22 protein-coding genes are annotated in these 17,943 nt (G+C 61.4%); 14 read left to right on the top strand and 8 right to left on the bottom strand.

Annotated features, from left to right (window positions below; translation table 11 throughout):
• Nucleotides 1-35: 35 nt before the first annotated feature.
• Entirely contained in the window at nucleotides 36-1,217 is a 1,182-nt protein-coding gene (locus AC13F2_RS10215; RefSeq protein WP_482964539.1) for a phospholipase D-like domain-containing protein, read from the top strand.
• A 1-nt stretch (nucleotide 1,218) separates the two neighbouring features.
• Here the strand turns inward: AC13F2_RS10215 and AC13F2_RS10210 are convergent, their stop codons facing one another.
• Nucleotides 1,219-2,739 (bottom strand): replicative DNA helicase, encoded by a 1,521-nt coding sequence (locus AC13F2_RS10210; protein WP_196847771.1) that lies wholly within the window; start codon nucleotides 2,737-2,739, stop codon nucleotides 1,219-1,221.
• A gap of 139 nt (nucleotides 2,740-2,878) precedes the next feature.
• Here AC13F2_RS10210 and AC13F2_RS10205 point away from each other — a divergent pair, with 139 nt between their 5' ends.
• The 5 genes from AC13F2_RS10205 to AC13F2_RS10185 all read left to right on the top strand — a co-directional run bounded on the left by AC13F2_RS10205 (nucleotide 2,879) and on the right by AC13F2_RS10185 (nucleotide 5,796).
• A complete protein-coding gene (locus tag AC13F2_RS10205; RefSeq protein WP_103024552.1) occupies nucleotides 2,879-3,382 on the top strand; it encodes a UPF0262 family protein in 504 nt (167 codons plus the stop codon).
• Between the two features lie 9 nt (nucleotides 3,383-3,391).
• Nucleotides 3,392-4,120, top strand: a complete 729-nt coding sequence (locus tag AC13F2_RS10200; RefSeq protein WP_103024553.1) for a glycoside hydrolase family 25 protein — start codon at nucleotides 3,392-3,394, stop codon at nucleotides 4,118-4,120.
• 10 nt (nucleotides 4,121-4,130) lie between these two features.
• Nucleotides 4,131-4,535, top strand: a complete 405-nt coding sequence (locus AC13F2_RS10195; RefSeq protein ID WP_482964538.1) for a cytidine deaminase — start codon at nucleotides 4,131-4,133, stop codon at nucleotides 4,533-4,535.
• Nucleotides 4,532-5,551, top strand: coding sequence for a S66 peptidase family protein (locus AC13F2_RS10190; protein ID WP_482964537.1), 1,020 nt, complete (start codon nucleotides 4,532-4,534; stop codon nucleotides 5,549-5,551). Before AC13F2_RS10195 ends, AC13F2_RS10190 begins: the two co-directional genes overlap by 4 nt.
• A gap of 71 nt (nucleotides 5,552-5,622) precedes the next feature.
• Nucleotides 5,623-5,796 carry a hypothetical protein gene (locus AC13F2_RS10185; RefSeq protein WP_173830077.1) on the top strand — a complete coding sequence of 58 codons (174 nt, stop codon included), beginning with the start codon at nucleotides 5,623-5,625 and terminating at the stop codon, nucleotides 5,794-5,796.
• 9 nt (nucleotides 5,797-5,805) lie between these two features.
• Here the strand turns inward: AC13F2_RS10185 and AC13F2_RS10180 are convergent, their stop codons facing one another.
• Nucleotides 5,806-6,945, bottom strand: coding sequence for a M14 family metallopeptidase (locus tag AC13F2_RS10180; protein WP_103024556.1), 1,140 nt, complete (start codon nucleotides 6,943-6,945; stop codon nucleotides 5,806-5,808).
• Nucleotides 6,942-7,550: a DUF4136 domain-containing protein gene (locus AC13F2_RS10175; RefSeq protein WP_482964536.1), complete on the bottom strand. Its 609-nt coding sequence runs from the start codon at nucleotides 7,548-7,550 to the stop codon at nucleotides 6,942-6,944. The genes AC13F2_RS10180 and AC13F2_RS10175 overlap by 4 nt, the downstream gene beginning before the upstream one ends.
• Nucleotides 7,551-7,686: 136 nt before the next feature.
• Here AC13F2_RS10175 and galE point away from each other — a divergent pair, with 136 nt between their 5' ends.
• The 7 genes from galE (at nucleotide 7,687) to pal (ending at nucleotide 13,264) form a co-directional block, all read left to right on the top strand.
• Nucleotides 7,687-8,697, top strand: a complete 1,011-nt coding sequence (gene galE, locus AC13F2_RS10170; protein ID WP_482964535.1) for a UDP-glucose 4-epimerase GalE — start codon at nucleotides 7,687-7,689, stop codon at nucleotides 8,695-8,697.
• A gap of 88 nt (nucleotides 8,698-8,785) precedes the next feature.
• On the top strand, nucleotides 8,786-9,250 hold the full coding sequence (locus AC13F2_RS10165; RefSeq protein WP_103024558.1) for a YbgC/FadM family acyl-CoA thioesterase: 465 nt from the start codon (nucleotides 8,786-8,788) through the stop codon (nucleotides 9,248-9,250).
• Nucleotides 9,247-9,945 carry a protein TolQ gene (tolQ, locus tag AC13F2_RS10160; protein WP_103024559.1) on the top strand — a complete coding sequence of 233 codons (699 nt, stop codon included), beginning with the start codon at nucleotides 9,247-9,249 and terminating at the stop codon, nucleotides 9,943-9,945. The genes AC13F2_RS10165 and tolQ overlap by 4 nt, the downstream gene beginning before the upstream one ends.
• Nucleotides 9,945-10,421: an ExbD/TolR family protein gene (locus AC13F2_RS10155; RefSeq protein ID WP_482964534.1), complete on the top strand. Its 477-nt coding sequence runs from the start codon at nucleotides 9,945-9,947 to the stop codon at nucleotides 10,419-10,421. The genes tolQ and AC13F2_RS10155 overlap by 1 nt, the downstream gene beginning before the upstream one ends.
• A 4-nt stretch (nucleotides 10,422-10,425) precedes the next feature.
• On the top strand, nucleotides 10,426-11,286 hold the full coding sequence (locus AC13F2_RS10150; protein ID WP_247714227.1) for an energy transducer TonB: 861 nt from the start codon (nucleotides 10,426-10,428) through the stop codon (nucleotides 11,284-11,286).
• Nucleotides 11,283-12,680 carry a Tol-Pal system beta propeller repeat protein TolB gene (gene tolB / locus AC13F2_RS10145; protein ID WP_234003233.1) on the top strand — a complete coding sequence of 466 codons (1,398 nt, stop codon included), beginning with the start codon at nucleotides 11,283-11,285 and terminating at the stop codon, nucleotides 12,678-12,680. Before AC13F2_RS10150 ends, tolB begins: the two co-directional genes overlap by 4 nt.
• Nucleotides 12,681-12,754: 74 nt before the next feature.
• On the top strand, nucleotides 12,755-13,264 hold the full coding sequence (gene pal / locus AC13F2_RS10140) for a peptidoglycan-associated lipoprotein Pal (protein ID WP_103024562.1): 510 nt from the start codon (nucleotides 12,755-12,757) through the stop codon (nucleotides 13,262-13,264).
• Between the two features lie 62 nt (nucleotides 13,265-13,326).
• On the opposite strand, the gene AC13F2_RS10135 is transcribed toward pal, so the two are convergent.
• Entirely contained in the window at nucleotides 13,327-13,476 is a 150-nt protein-coding gene (locus AC13F2_RS10135) for a hypothetical protein (RefSeq protein WP_482964533.1), read from the bottom strand.
• A gap of 155 nt (nucleotides 13,477-13,631) precedes the next feature.
• Between AC13F2_RS10135 and AC13F2_RS10130 the strand changes: the two genes are divergently transcribed.
• Entirely contained in the window at nucleotides 13,632-14,165 is a 534-nt protein-coding gene (locus AC13F2_RS10130) for a J domain-containing protein (RefSeq protein ID WP_482964532.1), read from the top strand.
• A gap of 80 nt (nucleotides 14,166-14,245) precedes the next feature.
• On the opposite strand, the gene AC13F2_RS10125 is transcribed toward AC13F2_RS10130, so the two are convergent.
• From AC13F2_RS10125 to infC, 4 genes are all read right to left on the bottom strand, one after another.
• Nucleotides 14,246-15,028 carry an ATP-grasp domain-containing protein gene (locus AC13F2_RS10125; protein ID WP_482964531.1) on the bottom strand — a complete coding sequence of 261 codons (783 nt, stop codon included), beginning with the start codon at nucleotides 15,026-15,028 and terminating at the stop codon, nucleotides 14,246-14,248.
• Between the two features lie 113 nt (nucleotides 15,029-15,141).
• A complete protein-coding gene (locus AC13F2_RS10120; RefSeq protein ID WP_301641630.1) occupies nucleotides 15,142-16,449 on the bottom strand; it encodes a cystathionine gamma-synthase family protein in 1,308 nt (435 codons plus the stop codon).
• Between the two features lie 196 nt (nucleotides 16,450-16,645).
• Entirely contained in the window at nucleotides 16,646-17,230 is a 585-nt protein-coding gene (locus AC13F2_RS10115; RefSeq protein ID WP_482964530.1) for a hypothetical protein, read from the bottom strand.
• Nucleotides 17,231-17,299: 69 nt separating this feature from the next.
• Entirely contained in the window at nucleotides 17,300-17,818 is a 519-nt protein-coding gene (gene infC / locus AC13F2_RS10110) for a translation initiation factor IF-3 (protein ID WP_103024566.1), read from the bottom strand.
• Between the last annotated feature and the right edge of the window lie 125 nt (nucleotides 17,819-17,943).

Raw genomic sequence — 17,943 nt, 5'->3', positions numbered from 1 at the left:
TTGCCACCCGTCAGCAAGCGAGTAAGGCCGGAAGTATGGGAGACATCGAAACGGCCAGCCCCGGCGCGGACTTTACCGATCCGGAGCCTTTCGAAATGGATGCAGCGGGCCAGCATCTCGCTTTCTATCCGGGCGGGGAGGCCCGGCGTAAGGCGTTGTTCGATCTCGTCGCGGGCGCACGGAAAAGTCTCGACGTCTGCTTCTACATATTTGCCGAGGATACGGTCAGCACGCAGTTTCGCGATGCGCTCGTTGCGGCGGCAAGGCGTGGGGTCCGGGTCACCCTCATCGTGGATCGTTTCGGTGCCGATGCGACCGATGCATTTCTGCAGCCTCTGGCAGAAGCGGGCGGCGAATTCCTGTGTTTCTCGGCTAAGTGGACCCGGCGCTATCTCATCCGCAACCACCAGAAAATGGTCATCGCAGATGGCAGGAAAGCGATGTTCGGGGGCTTTAACATTGCCGACGATTACTTTGCTCCTCCGGCCGAAAACGGGTGGAACGATCTCGGCATCGTGATCGAAGGATCTGCGGTCGAAGGCCTTAACGACTGGTATTCAAAATTGCGCCAATGGACCGAACGTGAAGAGCAGCACGCGCGGGAAATCGCGCGCACGGTCCGCGACTGGGAATGGAAACAGGCCCGTACGACATGGCTCGTCGGCGGGCCGACACGCGGTTTATCCAGCTGGGCGCGCTGCGTGTCGGACGATCTCGTGTCCGGCGATCGCCTGGACATGTTCATGGCCTATTTCAGCCCGCCCAGGAAGCTGCTGCGCAGGATGGGCCGGATCGCGCAGAAAGGCGCGACGCGCCTCGTGATGGCCGGCAAATCGGACAATGGCGCCACGATCGGCGCCAGCCGCTCGCTCTATGGCTATCTGCTTTCGAAACGGGCACAGATCTGGGAATTCGCGCCCTGCAAGCTGCACACCAAGCTGATCGTGCTGGACGATTCGGTTTATCTCGGCAGCGCGAATTTCGACATGCGCAGCCTCTACATCAATCTCGAACTGGTGCTGAAGGTGGACGATGCCGCCCTGGCTGATCGCATGCGCGACTTCATCAGCTGGCACATCGAGGCGTCCGAACGCATTTCGATACCGCTTCACAAGCAGCGCGCGACGGTCTGGAACCGCATTCGCTGGAACCTCAGCTGGCTGCTGGTATCGGTGATCGACTACACCGTTACCAGGCGCCTGAACCTGGGGATCTGACCTACTCGTATTCCTCGTAGTTCCGCACTTCCGGGCTGGAAAACTTGGTGAACTCGCTGTGGAAGAGCAGTGGAACATTGCCGGTCGAACCATGCCGCTGCTTGGCCACGATCAGGGTTGCCTTGTTGACCAGTTCTAGATGACGCGCTTCCCATTCGGCGTATTTCATCCGCACTTCTTCCGAACTGGTTTCGTCGGGCGTGTCGGGCTTGGTCGCGTTGTGATAATATTCGGCGCGGAAGATGAACCACACCATGTCGGCGTCCTGCTCGATCGAACCCGATTCGCGCAGGTCGGCTAGCTGCGGGCGCTTGTCTTCGCGCTGTTCGACCTGGCGTGAAAGCTGGGACAGGGCGATCACCGGAACGTGCAGTTCCTTCGCCAGCGTCTTCAGTCCGCGGCTGATTTCCGAGATTTCGTTCACCCGGTTGTCGCTTGCACGGCCCGAACCCTGCAGCAGCTGCAGATAGTCGACGATCACCAGGCCGATATTGTGGCGCCGCTTCAGGCGCCGCGCCCGTGTCCGCAGCGCGCCGATGGTCAGCGCCGGGGTGTCGTCGATGTAAAGCGGCAGGTCGGTCAGCTCCTGGCTGGCAAAGGACAGGCGCTGGAATTCCTCCCGGCTCAATTTGCCCGAACGCAGCTTTTCGCTCGAGATTTCCGCCTGTTCGGCCAGGATACGCGTGGCCAGCTGGTCGGCGCTCATTTCCAGGCTGAAGAAGGCAACGCCCGCGCCGGGCGACTTGTCGGCCTCGATTCCCGTCTTCAGATCGTCCATCAGTCGCCGCGCCGCATTGAAGGCGATGTTGGTGGCGAGCGACGTCTTGCCCATGGCCGGGCGACCGGCAAGGATCACGAGGTCCGAATTGTGCAGGCCGCTCGTCTTGTCGTTGATCGTGTCGAGGCCGGTGGTCTTCCCCGAAAAGCGCCCCCCCGAATTCATCGCCGCCTGGACCACTTCCAGCGCGCCGAACGCCGCCTTGCGGAAGGTCTGCGCCTCGCTGCCCGTCGTGGCGCCTTCGGCCACGCGGTAGAGATCGGCCTCGGCCATCTCGATCTTGCGCAGCGGTTCGACCTCGTCCGACGTGTCCAGCGCCCCTTCCACGAGATTGCGGCCCACACTCACCAGTTCGCGCAGCAGCGCGAGGTCATAGATCTGGTCGGCCAGTTCGCGCGGGTGCAGCAGGCCCTGGCCGTCGGCCGTCAGCTGCGCCAGATAGGTCGTGCCCCCCAGCTGCTTCAGCGCCTCGTCGCTCTCGAAATAGGGCTTGAGCGTAACCGGCGTCGCCACCGAATTGCGGTCCAGCAGCTTGAGCACGCGTTCATAGATACGCTGGTGCACCGGCTCGTGGAAATGATCCGCCATCAGCGGCGTGGTCAGTTCCTCGATCACCTTGTTGTCGATCAGCACGGCGCCGAGAAAGGCCGCTTCCGCTTCCAGGTTGGCGGGCAGCACGGGACCTTTCGCCGATCTGGCATCGGTCGAATCGTCGGTGCGGAAGAGGAGATCGGTATCGGCCATGCGCGTCTGATGCCTGCCGCGGGGTCGTGGTGACAAGGAAATTAGGCCGCTAAATTTTCATTTCGCCCTGTGGATAGTGGGGACACTTCGCGAGCCCCTTGCCGCAACCCGCCTATCTCTGCGAAAGCAGCGTGCAGGCATGACCGATTCAGCATCTTCTCCGGGCGACCATCGCATCGCGCATATCGAGCTCGATGAAGAGACGATCATCTGGCGCAATGCCGATATCGAGCAGGAACGGCGGATCGCCATCTTCGATCTGATCGAGGAAAACCTGTTCAAGCCGGTGCGCGCGGCGGAACGCGGCGCAGCCGGGCCCTATCGCCTGACCCTTGCGGTTCGCGATGGGCGCCTGCTGATGCGGATCGCCGATCAGGACGATCAGCTGCTGGAAGAACTGTTGCTCGGTCTGGCGCGCTTCCGGCGGCCGATCCGCGAATATTTCGCCATCTGCGACAGTTATTATCAGGCCATTCGCAAAGCGACGCCGATGGAAATCGAGACGATCGACATGGCGCGCCGGGGCATTCACAATCGCGCGGCAGAGCTGCTGGTTGAGCGGCTGGAGGGCAAGATCGAAACGGATTTCGCCACTGCGCGGCGCCTCTTCACGCTCATCTGCGTACTGCATATCAAGGGCTGAGGGGTAAGTATGGCTAAGCGCGGACGCGGACGGCGCAGGGCCGGGGCGAAAAGACTGTTCCCGCGGGTGGGAAAGATCGTGCTGCTGGTGCTGGTCCTGCTGCTCGTCGCCGGTGCCTATGCTTGGCACAAGGGTCGCAGCTGGCGGCCGGACGAAGCGGTCTGGCCCGATCAGGGCGCACTGGTGGGCGCCGCCGATGGCGCGGTCGATTTCGGCACCATTGCGGGCCTTGGCGCCAAATTCGTCTATCTGGAAGCAAGCGACGGGGCCGGGCGCAAGGATATCGCCTTCGGGCAGAACCTCGCCCGTGCACGCACCGCAGGGCTCGCGGTGGGGGCGACGCACCGTTTCGATCCCTGCGCCGTGGCCGATGGCCAGTCGGCCAATTTCGTCACCATGGTACCGCGCGACAGCGATCTCCTGCCTCCGGTCATTCTGCTGGAAACGACGGCCGACCAGTGCCCGTCGCGCGTGTCGGATGCCGCGGTGCAGAGCGAGCTGACCACGCTCGTCAACCAGATCGAGGCGCATAGCGGCAAACCCGCCATCCTCGCGCCGGTAGAAGAATTCGAAGCCGCCTATGCGCCGTCGCGCCGGTTCGACCGTCAGCTATGGCTTACCCGCAGCTGGGTCGAACCCGATTACGCAAGCAGACCGTGGCTGATGTGGACCGCCAATCGCTGGTACAAGACCGAAGCTGCGCAGGAACCGCTGCGCTGGGTCGTTGTCCGGCCCTGAGGACTGAACGATGACCGACCAGGAACTTATCGATGCCGCGCGCCAGGCTGCGCAGCACTCCTACTCGCCCTATTCGAAATTTCCCGTCGGCGCGGCGCTACGTTTTGCAGATGGCAGCATCGTGACCGGAACGAATATCGAAAACGCCAGCTACGGCCTGGCCCTGTGTGCGGAAACGGTCGCGGTGTCCAAGGCCATGGCCGATGGCGCGCGCGGCGGATTGGAAGCGGTCGCTGTGACCGGTCCCGGCGCAGAACCGATCACACCCTGCGGTCGTTGCCGCCAGGTGCTCAACGAACTTGCGCAGCTTGGCGGGACGGATCCTGAAATTCTCTGCGTCGGCCCGGACGAAGTGCGCAGGCTGCGCCTGTCGGATCTGCTGCCGCACGCATTCGGCCCTGCGAGCCTCGCATGATCGCGCGCCGCACCGCGCTTGGCCTGCTGGGTGGGCTGGCGGGGGCGGCGCTCATGCCGGGTTCCTTGTCTGCGAAAGCTGGCCGCAAACCGCCACGCCTGCGGGCAGGCGATACGGTCGGGCTGGTCGCGTCTGCCAGCGCCTTGACCCTGCCGGACGAACTGGACCGTGCCATCCACTGGATCACCGGCATGGGGCTGGTGCCGAAGCTGGGGCAGCATGTGGGCGAACAATATGGCTACCTTGCGGGGACCGATGCCGCACGGGCAAGCGATCTCGATGCAATGTTCGCCGATCCCCATGTTCGCGCCATTTTCGCCATACGCGGGGGCTGGGGCGGGGCGCGCATCCTGCCCCTGCTCGACTGGAACGGGATTCGTGACAACCCCAAGCTGCTGATCGGCTACAGCGATACGACTGCGCTGCATCTTGCCATCGCTGCCCGGGCGGGCTTTGCGACCCTGCACGCACCCAATGGGGCGAGCAGCTGGCAGAAGGAAAGCTGGGACAGCCTGTGGCAGATCGCATTTGCCGCGGGCACGCCGGTCCTCGGCGGGGCGGATGTGGAAGATGGCATCGGTCGCCCGGCGCGCACGCTGACCGGCGGCACGGCCCGCGGGCGCCTCCTCGGGGGAAATCTCACCATATTGTCGACCTTGATGGGCACGGGCTGGTTGCCCGACTTCGACGGTGCGATCCTCTTCGTGGAAGACATCAACGAAGACCCCTATCGCGTCGATCGCATGTTCCAGCAGTTGAAGCTTGGCGGAATCCTGGACCGTGTGGGTGGGGTGATCTTCGGCCAGTGCACCCGCTGCGGTTCCCCGACACCGGGCAGCGATACCTTCACGCTCGACGACGTCGTCGACCAATACCTTGGTGCGCTTGGCAAACCGGCAATTGCCGGTTTCGACACCGGCCACGTCGGTAACCAGTTGAGCCTGCCGGTCGGCATCGACGTGGAATTCGATGCTACGGCGCGAACCCTGCGGATGCTCGATTCCGCCGTGGCCTGATTACGGCACCCCCGTTAACCGCTCCTTGAGCGATGCAGGATATTCCCGCTGCATCAGGAGACCCCCCGATTATGAAATTCGTTGCCCTCAATTCGCGCGGCGGGAACTATCTCGTCGTCGCTTCGAATATCGCGTGGCTGCGCGCGGCCGAGAACGGCCAGACCACCGTCGGGATCGTCGGTGGCCAGCCGCTTCTCGTTACCGGCTCGATCGAAGAGGTCGCCCAGAAAATCCTCGAAGGCTGAGCATTTCGCTCAGCCCTCGCGGGTTTCCAGCCATTCGAGCAGGCTGGCCAGGCAGTCGCGCGCCAGCATCTTGCAGCGTTCGGGGCTCCAGCCCTGCTCGGGTTCGGGACTGGCCGGATTGTCCTTGTACGGCATTTCCAGCGTCATCGACGTGGCGCCGAAACGTTCGGCCACCTGATTGGTGCTCATCGCCAGATTGGCTTTGCCGGGGGCCGATTTGGTATAGCCCTGTTCGGTCTGGAAATCCGGCGTGCGGCGGTCGAGGATCGCCTCATAGCTGTAATATCCATCGCCCTGCTGGTCGGTCCAGCTCGGGATGCCTTCAAAACCAGCGAGGAAGCTGACCGGGATCGCCTCGTCGCCGTGGACATCCATGGCAAAATCGACGCCCGTTTCGTCCATCCGGTTGCGAATGGCGAGCACTTCCGGCGATTTTTCCGCGCTGGGCTCGGCCCATTCGCGGTTTAGGTTCGAACCGGCGGCATTGACGCGCAGATTGCCGCGCTTCGAACCATCGGGGTTGCAGTTGGGCACCAAATGCAGGCGGCACTTCTCGCGCAGCAGACGTCCCACGCTGTCGGCGGGGTCGGTCAGCACTTCCAGCGCACCTTCCATCCACCATTCCGCCTGCGTTTCGCCGGGATGCTGGCGGGCATAGAGCCATACCTTGAACTCGCCTTCGCCCATTTCGAGGCAATCGATCGGTTGCCCGTCGAGCGTGGTGCCGAGGTGAACGTAGTCGACGCCTTCCGAAGCGGCCGCTTCCGAGATCAGATCGTGATGGCGTTCCATCGAATAGGGCGCGAAATAGGCAAACCACGCCACGTCGCTGGCCGGCAGATAACGGATCGTCAGCGTACCGCCGTCCGCATTCTTGTCGTAACTGGACGCGGCGCGCCCCCAGTAATCGCGATCTTCGGACACGCAGGCATCGTAACCGGGCCAGCCGCCGGGATAGGCGCTTTCTTCCAGCCCGGTGATGTTCAGTTCCAGTTCGCGGCCTGCCGCGCCCGATACGCGGAAGTGAAACCACTGTTTGAAATCGCTGTTCGTGTCTTTCGGGATCGCCAGCCTGGCGCTGGCGCCGTTTACCGACAGCACTTCGATATTGCCGCTGTCGAACGCGGAATCGATCCGGATATCACTCACTCGGAAACCTCTACTTCTATTGTTTCGCCATTGTTGCCGGGGAAGTCCCGGAACAGCGCGGAGGCGACCGTCTGGGCGTTCGCGGGTCCGCGTGCAAGGGGCGAATCTTCAGGCGCCTGGAAATCGGCCCGGCCTTCCCAGATGCTCTCGCCGGTTGCCTTGTCGCGGATGGTTACGGCCATTTCCGTACCCAGCCGATCCTTCTGTCCGCCGCCCAGATTGATGCCGATCCCAAGTCCCAGGCCCGACCCGTAGCTGCCCGTGGAACCGCCCACGCCGACATTGACCGGACTGCGGCGTCCACCGCTGCCGAGCATGTAGCGTTCCACTGAAACCTGCGCGACCTGACCTGCGCCCTCGCGCGCACTTTCGGTATAGCCGAGACGGCGCAGCTCGTCGGCAACGGCCGCCTTATAGGGTGACAGCGTCAGGCTATCGCCCTCCAGCCCGGCGGCGCTCTCGACGAAGATGCTTCCGCGGCCCAGCTCGGCCGTGCGATCGGCGGCAACGAACCGGGTCACCTCGACGGGGCCCGTGGGCGTGGTGGTGCAGGCGCCGAGCGTCAGTGCAGCGGCAAAGCCAAGAGCAATGGGTAGAGGTTTCATGTGGGCGATCCTTCTCACGTCTGTCTGAGATTTCTGTCTTTCCCTGCAACGCATGGGCAGGCAAATCTGCACCGCGAACCGTCGAGGCTCGCGTGAAGCGTTGCCGCGTCCTGATCTTGTGCTAACTCCGCGCGCCATGAACGACGTTCGAAAAGTGCCGGTCCTGGTGACCGGCGGGGCCGGGTATATCGGCAGTCACGCGGTCCTTGCCTTGCGCGATGCTGGTTGGCCGGTGGCGGTGATCGACAATCTGTCGACCGGCTTTGCCTTTGCCGTGCCTGACGATGTGCCTCTTTACGAAGGCGACATTGCCGATGCGTCCCTGTTGGCGCGCATCTTCGCAGAACAGGGCATCGCCGCCATCATGCATTTTGCAGGGTCCGTCGTGGTACCGGAATCGGTCGAAAATCCGCTTAAGTATTACGATAACAACACCGTCAAAAGCCGCGCGCTGATCGACGCGGCGGTCGCGGGCGGCATCCGGCATTTCATCTTCAGTTCCACTGCTGCGACCTATGGCACGCCCGAGATCTCACCGGTGTCGGAAGACAGCCCCAAACGGCCGATCAACCCATACGGCTGGTCCAAGCTGATGACAGAACAGATGCTCGCAGATGCCAGCGCAGCGCATGGTTTCAACTATTGCGCGCTGCGGTATTTCAATGTCGCGGGCGCCGATCCTCAGGGGCGCACCGGCCAGTCGACGGCTGGGGCAACACATCTGATCAAGGTCGCCTGCGAAGCGGCAACGGGCAAGCGGGACAGCGTGTCCGTCTTCGGCACCGATTACGAAACGCGCGATGGCACAGGCGTGCGCGACTACATCCACGTCAGCGACCTGGCCGCCGCTCATCTGCTCTCGCTCGAAGCTCTCATCAGCGAGCCCGACCGTTCGCTGACTATGAACTGCGGTTACGGGCGCGGTTTTTCGGTGTTCGAAGTGCTCGATGCCGTTGTTCGGGTGACCAATCATACGTTTGATCGACATCTGGTGCCGCGTCGTGCGGGGGACCCGGGCGAACTGGTTTCGGACCCTTCGCGCATCCGCTCGGTCCTGCCGTGGCAGCCGCAATATGCCGATCTCGACGATATCATCACGCATGCGCTGCAATGGGAACGCAAGCTCTCCGACCTGCGCGGAAAGTGATGGATTCCCGCTTGGCCGCGCCAGCACGTCGGTTCGTCGTTCTCCATTGCCGCGGGACTCCTGCCTCGTCTAAAGGGCGCCCTTGCCCATGACACTGCCCAATCTCCCGGACGGAACGCTCGAAGGTGATACCCACCTCTATGCCGTGCGCGTCTATTACGAAGACACGGACCTGTCCGGGATCACCTACCACGCCAATTACCTGCGCTGGTTCGAACGGGCCCGCAGCGATCTGCTGCGCCGCCTCGATATCGATCAGCGCGCCGCGATCGAGGCGGGGGAGGGGGCGTACGCCGTTTCGGCGATAAATCTCAAATACTTGCGCCCCGCCAGGCTGGATGACGATGTGCTCATCGAAACGCGCTGTACCGAGCTGAAGGCGGCCTCCTGCCGCATGCACCAGCTTGCGTTCAGGTTGGCGGGTAAACAGCGCGAACTTCTGGCTGAGGCACATTTGCGCGTCGGCTTCGTTTCACCCGAAGGCCGGCCCAAACGCCAGCCTGAGGAATGGCGCGCGGCTTTCGCGCAATTTGCCGAACAAGGGGAACAATGAGCTCGCTTACACTATTGGCCGCCGCGGCACCGACCCGGCTCGATCCGATCCGTCTCTTTCTCGATGCCGACATCGTCGTCCAGCTGGTCATGACCGGTCTGCTGCTCGCCAGCATATGGGTATGGATGATCATAGTCAGCTTCAGCCTGCGCGTCGCCAAGCTGCGCACCAAAACCATCGAATACGAGAGCGAGTTCTGGCAGGCAGACAGCTTCGACAGCTTCGCGTCCGAACGCGGGAAGAAGGATCTCCCGGTTGCCCGCGTGGCCCAGGCCGCCGTGTCCGAATATCGCCGATCAACCAAGACGGCGGTGCGCGATCCCGAAGCGCTTCGGGGCCGTATCACGACCGCCATGGACAGCCAGATCGCCCATGAAACCGACGAGATCGCCGAGCGGCTGAATTTCCTCGCAACCGTTGGTTCGGTTGCGCCGTTCGTGGGCCTCTTCGGTACGGTCTGGGGCATCATGAACAGCTTCTTCCAGATCGGCGCGCAGGAAAGCAGTTCGCTGGCCGTCGTCGCCCCCGGTATCTCGGAAGCCCTGTTCGCGACCGCCATCGGCCTGTTCGCCGCAATACCGGCTGTCATCGCCTACAACCGCTTCAGCCACCGCGTTGATCGTTACGAAGCGCGTCTGCAGCGCTTCGCAGACAAGCTCAACGCAACATTCAGCCGCCAGCTGGAGGCGCGCTGATGGCGATGGGGCTAGCCTCATCTCGCGGTGCGAGGCGCGGGCGCGGCGGTCGCCGTCGCCCAATGAGCGAGATCAACGTCACCCCGTTCGTCGATGTCATGCTGGTTCTACTGATCATTTTCATGGTCACTGCGCCGCTGTTGACGGCCGGGGTGCCGATAAACCTCCCCGACAGCCGCGCCGCCCAGCTTTCCAATGAGCAGCAGCAGGTGACCATCAGCATCGACGAGGCCGGCTATGTCTATATCGACGACGCCCCGGTCGAACTCGGCGGTTTGCCGCAGGCGCTCGAAAGTCTGCCTCGTGCGGGCGGGGAAGGTCCCGACATCACTCTGCGTGCCGATCGCGCGCTGGATTACGGGCGGGTGATGGCAGTGATGGGAGAATTGAACCGTGCGGGTCTCAATCGGATTTCGCTGATCACAAACAGCGCAACCCCTGCATCGGTCAACAACCGTTCATCTGGCGCGGAATAGCCGCATGCCGATGGAGAGAGTGGGCATCAGAGCAGAGGAGCGGACCGGGCTGATCGTCGCGGTCGTTCTCCATGTCGCGCTTCTCGCCATTCTTATCGTGCAAGGCCTGTTTCCGGCGCCAGCTATCGATCCACCGCAGCGAATGACCGTTAGTCTGGCGGAAGATGTCGGCATGGAAGCAACGGCGCCCGACCCGGTAACGGAAAGTCGCGCCTCGACGGCGCCGACCATGGACGTCAATCCGGCTCCGGCACCGGAGCAGCAACAACCTGCGCCGCCTCAGGTGGAACGTCCGGTTCCGGCGCCGCAGCCGCAGCGCGAAACGCGGGCGCCATCGCCGCAACCTCGTACGGAAGCGCCAAGGGCGCGTCGGCCGGAACCGCAACGGACGCAGCCCCAGGCACAACCGCCGCGCGCGCAGCCGCAACCGCAGCCTCAACGCCAGACCAGCCAGCGCAGTGGTGGCTCGCGTCTGGGCGACAATTTCCTTGAAGGGGCCGGGGACAGCAGCCGCACAAACGAAACGCGAGCCCCGGCATCGCAAATCGGTGCCAGCACGAAGGCTTCGCTGTTTCAGGCTGTCGCCCGACAGCTTCGGCCACACTGGCAGCCGCCGAGCGGTCCCGATGTCGAAAAGATTGTCACCAAGGTACGCTTCAGCCTCAATCCGGATGGTTCGCTGGCCGGTGCCCCGAGCGTCGCCGGGCAGCGAGGTGTCACCGACACCAACCGCGCTCAGGCCGGCCGACATGGAGAGCAAGCTGTAAGAGCCGTTCAATTGGCTGCACCCTTCGATCTGCCTCAAGAGTATTATGAGGCATGGAAAGTCATCACCGTGGATTTCGACTGGAGATTGGCCCAGTGAAGTATGTTCTCTTTGCCGCCGCGGCGCTTCTCGCCGCCCCCCTTTCCGCCCAGGATCAGGCGGTTCAGAACCAGGATCTTGGGCAGCCGCTTCCCGAAGGAGGAGTGGTCGAAACCATCGATGAGGGCGAAGGCCTTTCGGGATCGGTCAGTTTCGAGGGTAATCTCGACGATCTTGGTATAGCCATTCCGGGCTTCGCGACCGATCGCGATGTATCTACACCTGCCAATTCGTCGGGAACGGCAGCTCTCGGCAAGGAACTGGCCCGGGTGATCACGGCCGACTTGCGTAACAACGGGCTATTCAAGCCAACAGGTCCTGATTCCCTTCCGCAACCCACGTTCAACGAAATCACTTCGCCGAATTTTCCGACTTGGTCGAACCGCGGGGCAGAAATGCTCGTTCACGGCTATGTGCGCGGACGCACCGACGGCAAGCTTACGGTCGGCTGTTATCTCTACGACATGGCGCTGCGGAGCGAACTCGTTCGTGAAGGCTGGGTGGTTCCCCCGGCAGATTGGCGGCGTGCGGCGCACAAGTGTTCCGACCTTATCTATTCGCGTCTGACTGGCGAAAGCCCGTTCTTCGACAGCCGGATTGCTTATATCGCAGAGACCGGACCGAAGGATAATCGCAGCAAACGCCTGGCCATCATGGATAGCGATGGTGCCAACCACAGGTTCATTACGACCGGTCGTTCGACGGCGCTGACGCCGCGCTATTCGCCAGACTACAAGAAGCTGTCCTATCTCAGCTATGTCGACGGCAATCCGCGCATCTACGTCTATGACATCGGAACCGGTCGTCAGACGTTGATCACGCAGAGCGACAACCCGACGTTCGCCCCGCGCTGGAGCCCGGATGGAAACTGGTTGCTTTATTCGATGGCGGTGGGCGGCAATACGGATATTTATCGCGTTTCGGCACGTGGGGGCGAGAGCATTCGCCTGACCGACACGCCAGGCATCGATATCGGCGGTTCCTATTCGCCCGATGGCCGCCAGATCGTCTTCGAAAGCGATCGGTCCGGCGCACAGCAATGCTATGTCATGAATGCCGACGGGACGAACCAGCGCCGGATCAGCTTCGGCGGCTCGCGCTGCGCGACCCCGGAGTGGAGCCCGCGCGGCGACCAGATCGCTTTCACCAACTCAAGCACGTTCAACATTTCGGTCATGACGCCATCCGGCGGCAATGTTCGGGTGTTGACCAATGGCTGGCAGGATGAAGCCCCGACCTGGGCGCCGAACGGCCGCATCATCCAGTTCTTCCGTACCGAACGCAACAGCGGCAAGGCAGCGCTGTATCAAGTCGATCTTACGGGTGAAAACCTACGCCAGCTCCCGACGCCCGTCGATGCATCCGATCCGGCTTGGGGACCGATTCTGCCATAACTGCATTGAGTTATGACAGGGAATGGATCCTTGGCGGATAACGATCAACCAAGCTGTTTAAAAGGGGACAGCCTATGAATACTCGTGTTGCCACCGGCCTGATGCTTGCATCGACCATCGCGCTTGCCGCTTGCCAGAAGAAAGCACCGGAAGAACTTCCGCCGCCGCCGACAGAAACTGCGCCGGCTCCGGCACCGGCACCCTCTGGTCCGGGTGTTGGTTCGCAGCAGCATTTCATCGATGCAGTGGGACAGCAGAACACGGTCGTCTACTTCGATACCGATCAATATAATATCGATGCCGAAGACCAGGCCAAACTGCAGCGTCAGGCGCAGTATTTCAGCCAGTATTCGCAGGTGAACTTCACCATCGAAGGACATGCCGACGAACGTGGCACGCGTGAGTACAACCTCGCGCTGGGTGAACGCCGCGCAAATGCCGCAAAGAACTATCTCGTTTCGGTCGGCGTCCCGGCCAACCGCATCCGCACGATCAGCTATGGCAAGGAACGTCCGGTTGCCCTGGGGTCGAACCAGGCTGCCTGGGCACAGAACCGCCGCGCAGCGACGGTCACGATCAACTGACTAAGACGAAAGGGCTCCCGAGTTGGGAGCCCTTTTACATCCGGTTGAATTGTAATGCCGGGTTAATGACCGGCGTAAAGTTCGATTAGCGGCGCTTTGCCGGCAATGTGCGCCGGATTTTCGATGGCGAATGCGCCGAAACCTGCACTTAGTGCGAACAATGCCATCGATATCGACGCCGCCAGTGCGGAAATCGTCAGCTGTCTGCTCATTGTATCATCCGTTCGATGCGTTGCTGCCAATCATATAAATTGGCTTGGTTGCATTGCAACATTTTATAATGAAACTGAATTAACCGATCTTGTACCTTTTGCCAGCGCCCCTAGATTGACCGCGATGCCCAATCGACAAACGACATATATTCGCCGTGGCTAAACCGCGTAGGTCCAACGATTGGGGATTTCCGCGCTGGCGCGGATATGGCTCCGCCCGCGACGCTACCACCGTGCGGCTGTGCGACCGGCATGGCTGTGAAGAGCCTGGCAATTGTCCTGCCCCGAAGGCGCCAAACAGCCCAGAACGATGGATGTTTTGCCAGAAGCATGCTGCCGAATACAATCAGAAGTGGGACTATTTCGAAGGACTCGACAAAGCCGAGAAGGAAGCTCGCGCGCAGACCGAGCGCAGTGAGAACGCAGGCTATGCCGAAGCCCAACATTATGGCTGGACCGGCAGCGGCGATGGTTCGCGCAGCGCGGATGAAATGCGCGCGCTCGAAGTTCTCGAACTCGAAGCCGATGTCGAGTTCGGTGCGATAAAGAAAGCGTGGCGGGAAAAAGCCAAAACGGTGCATCCCGACGTGAAGCCGGGCGACAAGCAGGCCGCGGCAGAGTTCCAGAAGCTGCAGTTGGCTTACGAAGTGCTGAAATCGGCGGAAGAGCGCCGCGAATGGCGGGGCTAATACGTTAGCGCTCGGCGCCAAGCTGAGTGGTGTTTCCTGACTGCAAGGTAACTGTACGGTTCGGTTCCTGGCGTCTTCTTTCAGGGCAGGTCAGTCATCACGCGTGCGAGAATCGCTTTGGCCATCTTCTCACCCAACTGCGGTCCCTGCACGGGGTAGAGATAGGGTTCGATCATTTCCGCTTCCATGACCGCAAGTTCGCCTGAAGCGAGCCGGACCATATCGATGCGGCAGTAAAGTGGGCGGTCGAAGGGTAGCGCAGCTACCACTGCCTCTGCTGTCGCGAGATCCTGTTCGCTCGGCACATAATCGCATTCGATGCCGCCGTAGAGCGATTGGATCCGGTAGTCCCCTTCGCTTGCGCGCTTCAGCACGCCGTGACTGAAACACCCTTCGATGAAGACAAAGGTATATTCGCCTTCCTGTACAATGCTCGGGAGGAAGGGCTGTACCATGCAGGCATGCCTCATGGCCCAATCTTCTCGGGGCAGTTCAGTTCGGCTGAAGCTATGCTGGCCGAGAGCCCCAGCACCAATCTGTCGCTTCACGACGATGCGATCGGTGTCGAATTCATCCATCGCGCGGATGATGCCGGCACGATCGACATCGTCGAGCCAGAGTGTTGGGGCCGTCGTCGCGCCTCTTTCGGCCAATTCTTCCAGATACCGCTTGTTCGCGTTCCAGCGAACGATGTCGGGGGAGTTGCAAATTCGGACGCCGCGATCCGCAAGAACATCCAGCTTGGCAAGAAAATCCTGAGCGTGATCCTGGTAGTCCCATGCTGTTCCGAGCAGCACCAGGGCAATGTCGTCGAAACATTCGAGCGGGGCCCGCCAGTCGATCTCGACCAGCGTGAGCCCCACGGTCTCGAAGGCCGGTCGCAGGGCGCCGACCTCGAGATCATGTTCGAATGCATCTCCGCGACGGGGGCCGCCATTGGGAAGCGTTTCCGCGCAGGCGAGAAAACCGATGCGTGTCAGACTGCCTCCAGCGCCTGTTCGAAGTCGGCGATCAGATCGTCCGGATCCTCGATCCCGATACTGATCCGTACCAGATTATCGGAAATTCCGAGTTCCGCGCGGCGTCCTTCCGCGACCGAAAGGTGGGTCATCGAAGCCGGGTGACTTGCCAGAGTTTCTGTTCCGCCAAGGCTGACGGCGAGCTTGGCGATTTTCAGACTGTCGAGAAAGCGGAAGCACTCGGCCTCTCCGCCTTTTAGCAGTAGTGAAAAAGTGCTGCCGGCGCCCTTGCAATGGCGATCATAGATATCCTGCTGGCGGGCATCCTTTATCATGCCAAGATAGCCTAGGCCTTCGACCTTGGGGTGCTTGGCAAGGTAATCGCAAACACGCGCTGCATTGTCTCCGGCCCGCTGCATGCGAAGTTCGACCGTCTCGAGCGAGCGCAGAAGCATCCATGCGGTGTTGGGATCGCAGATGCCGCCCATCGTGTTGCGAAGCATGCGGACCGGGTCCATCCATTTCTTCGCTCCGGCGATGCTGCCCGCGACGAGGTCGGAATGGCCGCCGACATATTTGGTCAGCGAATAGACCACGATGTCCGCGCCCTGGTCGAGCGGACGCTGCCAAAGCGGACCAAGGAAGGTGTTGTCGATGGCAATCGGACATTCGAGCCCAGCCTCGTCGACGGCCGCACGGACGGCTTCGACATCGACAAGAGCATTTGTCGGATTGCCGGGACTTTCGAGATACACCATGCAGACGTTGCCGCCCTGCGATTTGGCTTGATCCTTCGCTTTGCTGAGCACTGCGTCGATGTCTTCGCGCGTGGCACCGGCAGGGAAATCGACATAGGTGATGCCGAAGCGTGCAAGCACCTTGGCAACGAAGCCTTCAGACGCTGCATAAAGCGGACCGGAATGCACGATGACATCGTTCTGATTGGCATAGGCCAGCATGAGGACACAGATCGCCGTCATGCCGCTCGAGAAACTCAGCGCGTCTTCGGCGCCGTCCCAAACGGAGAGGCGATCCTCGAGGATTTCCTGATTGGGTGCGTTGAAGCGCGAATAGACCAAGCCGTCCGAACCGCCTGGACGCTTGCCGGTGATACCTTCGAAATGGCGCTTCCCATCGGCCGCGCTTGGGAAAGCGAAGGTCGACGTCAGGAAGATCGGCGGTTTGAGGCTACCTTCCGACAGCACAGGGTCGAAGCCGTGACCCATCATAAGCGTGCTGGGCTTAAGTTCGCGACCGCCGATCTTGGTCACTTCCGGCTTGGGCGCCATGCGGGGCGAGGTGGGGTCGATATCGTGATCGCTCATTATGGGAGCATCCTTCCTAAAACACGCTCCCAGGAAGGCGGGAGCTGATCGAATGGATAGCGGCACCCGCTCCTAACCTCCGCAGGAACGCTTCTCCGCCAACCGTCGCTTGTAGCGATCCCACTAGTTTGCTTCGTGAGCGCGTTCAACTAGGCCCGCGCATGGCGAGCAGGATCGGGATTGCATCTGCAACAGTCTAGTGTGTCCAGTCGAGCTGGACGCTGTCGATATGCCAGCGCAGTTGGGCGGCACTGGCGCCGGGGACGTCGTTGACGCGGCGAAGGACGACGGGTCCTTCATATCGAACGGGACGACCATCCTTGTCGGTTGCCGTTATTGTCGCTTCACTGGTGTAATAGGATGATCCGGCCGCGCCTTCCATGGAGCCATCTGGGACTGCGACCGTGATCTTGCCGAGATCGGCGAATAAGGCGCGCCATTGAGCCTTGCTCCACCTTTGCTGATCACCATCATCAAGCATTTCCCACGCTTGATCAAACTCGCGCAGCTCAATGGCGCGGGCAAAGGACAGCAGGACGTTGCGGGCGCCTGTTTCACCGCGTTCCGCTTCGGGAGTCAGGGGGGCGGGGGAGAGGTCTGGCGAACCATCGTTCTCTCCACCTGTCACCTGGCCAGTAGCCTGGGTCGGAGCAGGAAGGGCGACCTCCACGGAAGATCCACTTGCCGGGGTGGTCGTCGGACTGTCCTGATCTGTTTCGGACTGGTTGCAAGCCGTTAGCGCGAAGCTGCAGGCCATGGCGAGAATGGACGCTTGTTTCATGCAAAGAAAAACCGGGGAGACGCCATTCGCGTTCCCCGGTTCGTCGCTTTTGATTGCGTTGTCGGCTGACTATTTGGGAGCCAGCACCATGACCATTTGGCGGCCTTCCAGACGCGGGAAGGCTTCGACCTTGGCGATTTCTTCAACATCGTCACGAACGCGGTTGAGCAGGTCCATGCCGAGTTGCTGATGGGCCATTTCACGACCACGGAAACGCAGGGTACATTTCACCTTGTCACCGTTCTCGAGGAACTTGACGACGTTGCGCATTTTTACATCGTAATCGTGATCATCGATGTTCGGGCGCATCTTGATCTCTTTGATTTCCTGCGTCTTTTGCGTCTTTCGCGCGAGGTTCGCTTTTTTCTGCGCCTCGTAGCGATATTTGCCGACGTCGAGGAATTTGCACACCGGCGGGTCCGCGTTGGGGGACACTTCGACGAGGTTGAGGCCGAGTTCGTTGGCCTGCTCGACAGCTTCGCGGGTGAACATAACGCCGAGGTTCTCACCTTCGTGATCGATCACGCGGACCTTCGGCACATTGATCATGTTATCGTAGCGAGGGCCGCTTTTGACGGGCATCTGCATGCTACGGCGGGGTGGACGGGCTATGGGGCAATCTCCTTTGGTGGCCGTACTAGAAAGGGCGCATGTAGGCATTGTTCCGAGGATTCGGAAGTGTGTTATGCGAATGGGGCGCAGTTTATCGCTGC

Source organism: Qipengyuania sp. L-5Y (assembly GCF_056859455.1).
The sequence above is the reverse complement of the archived record's forward strand: the minus strand, read 5'-3'. Positions and strand labels throughout refer to the sequence as shown.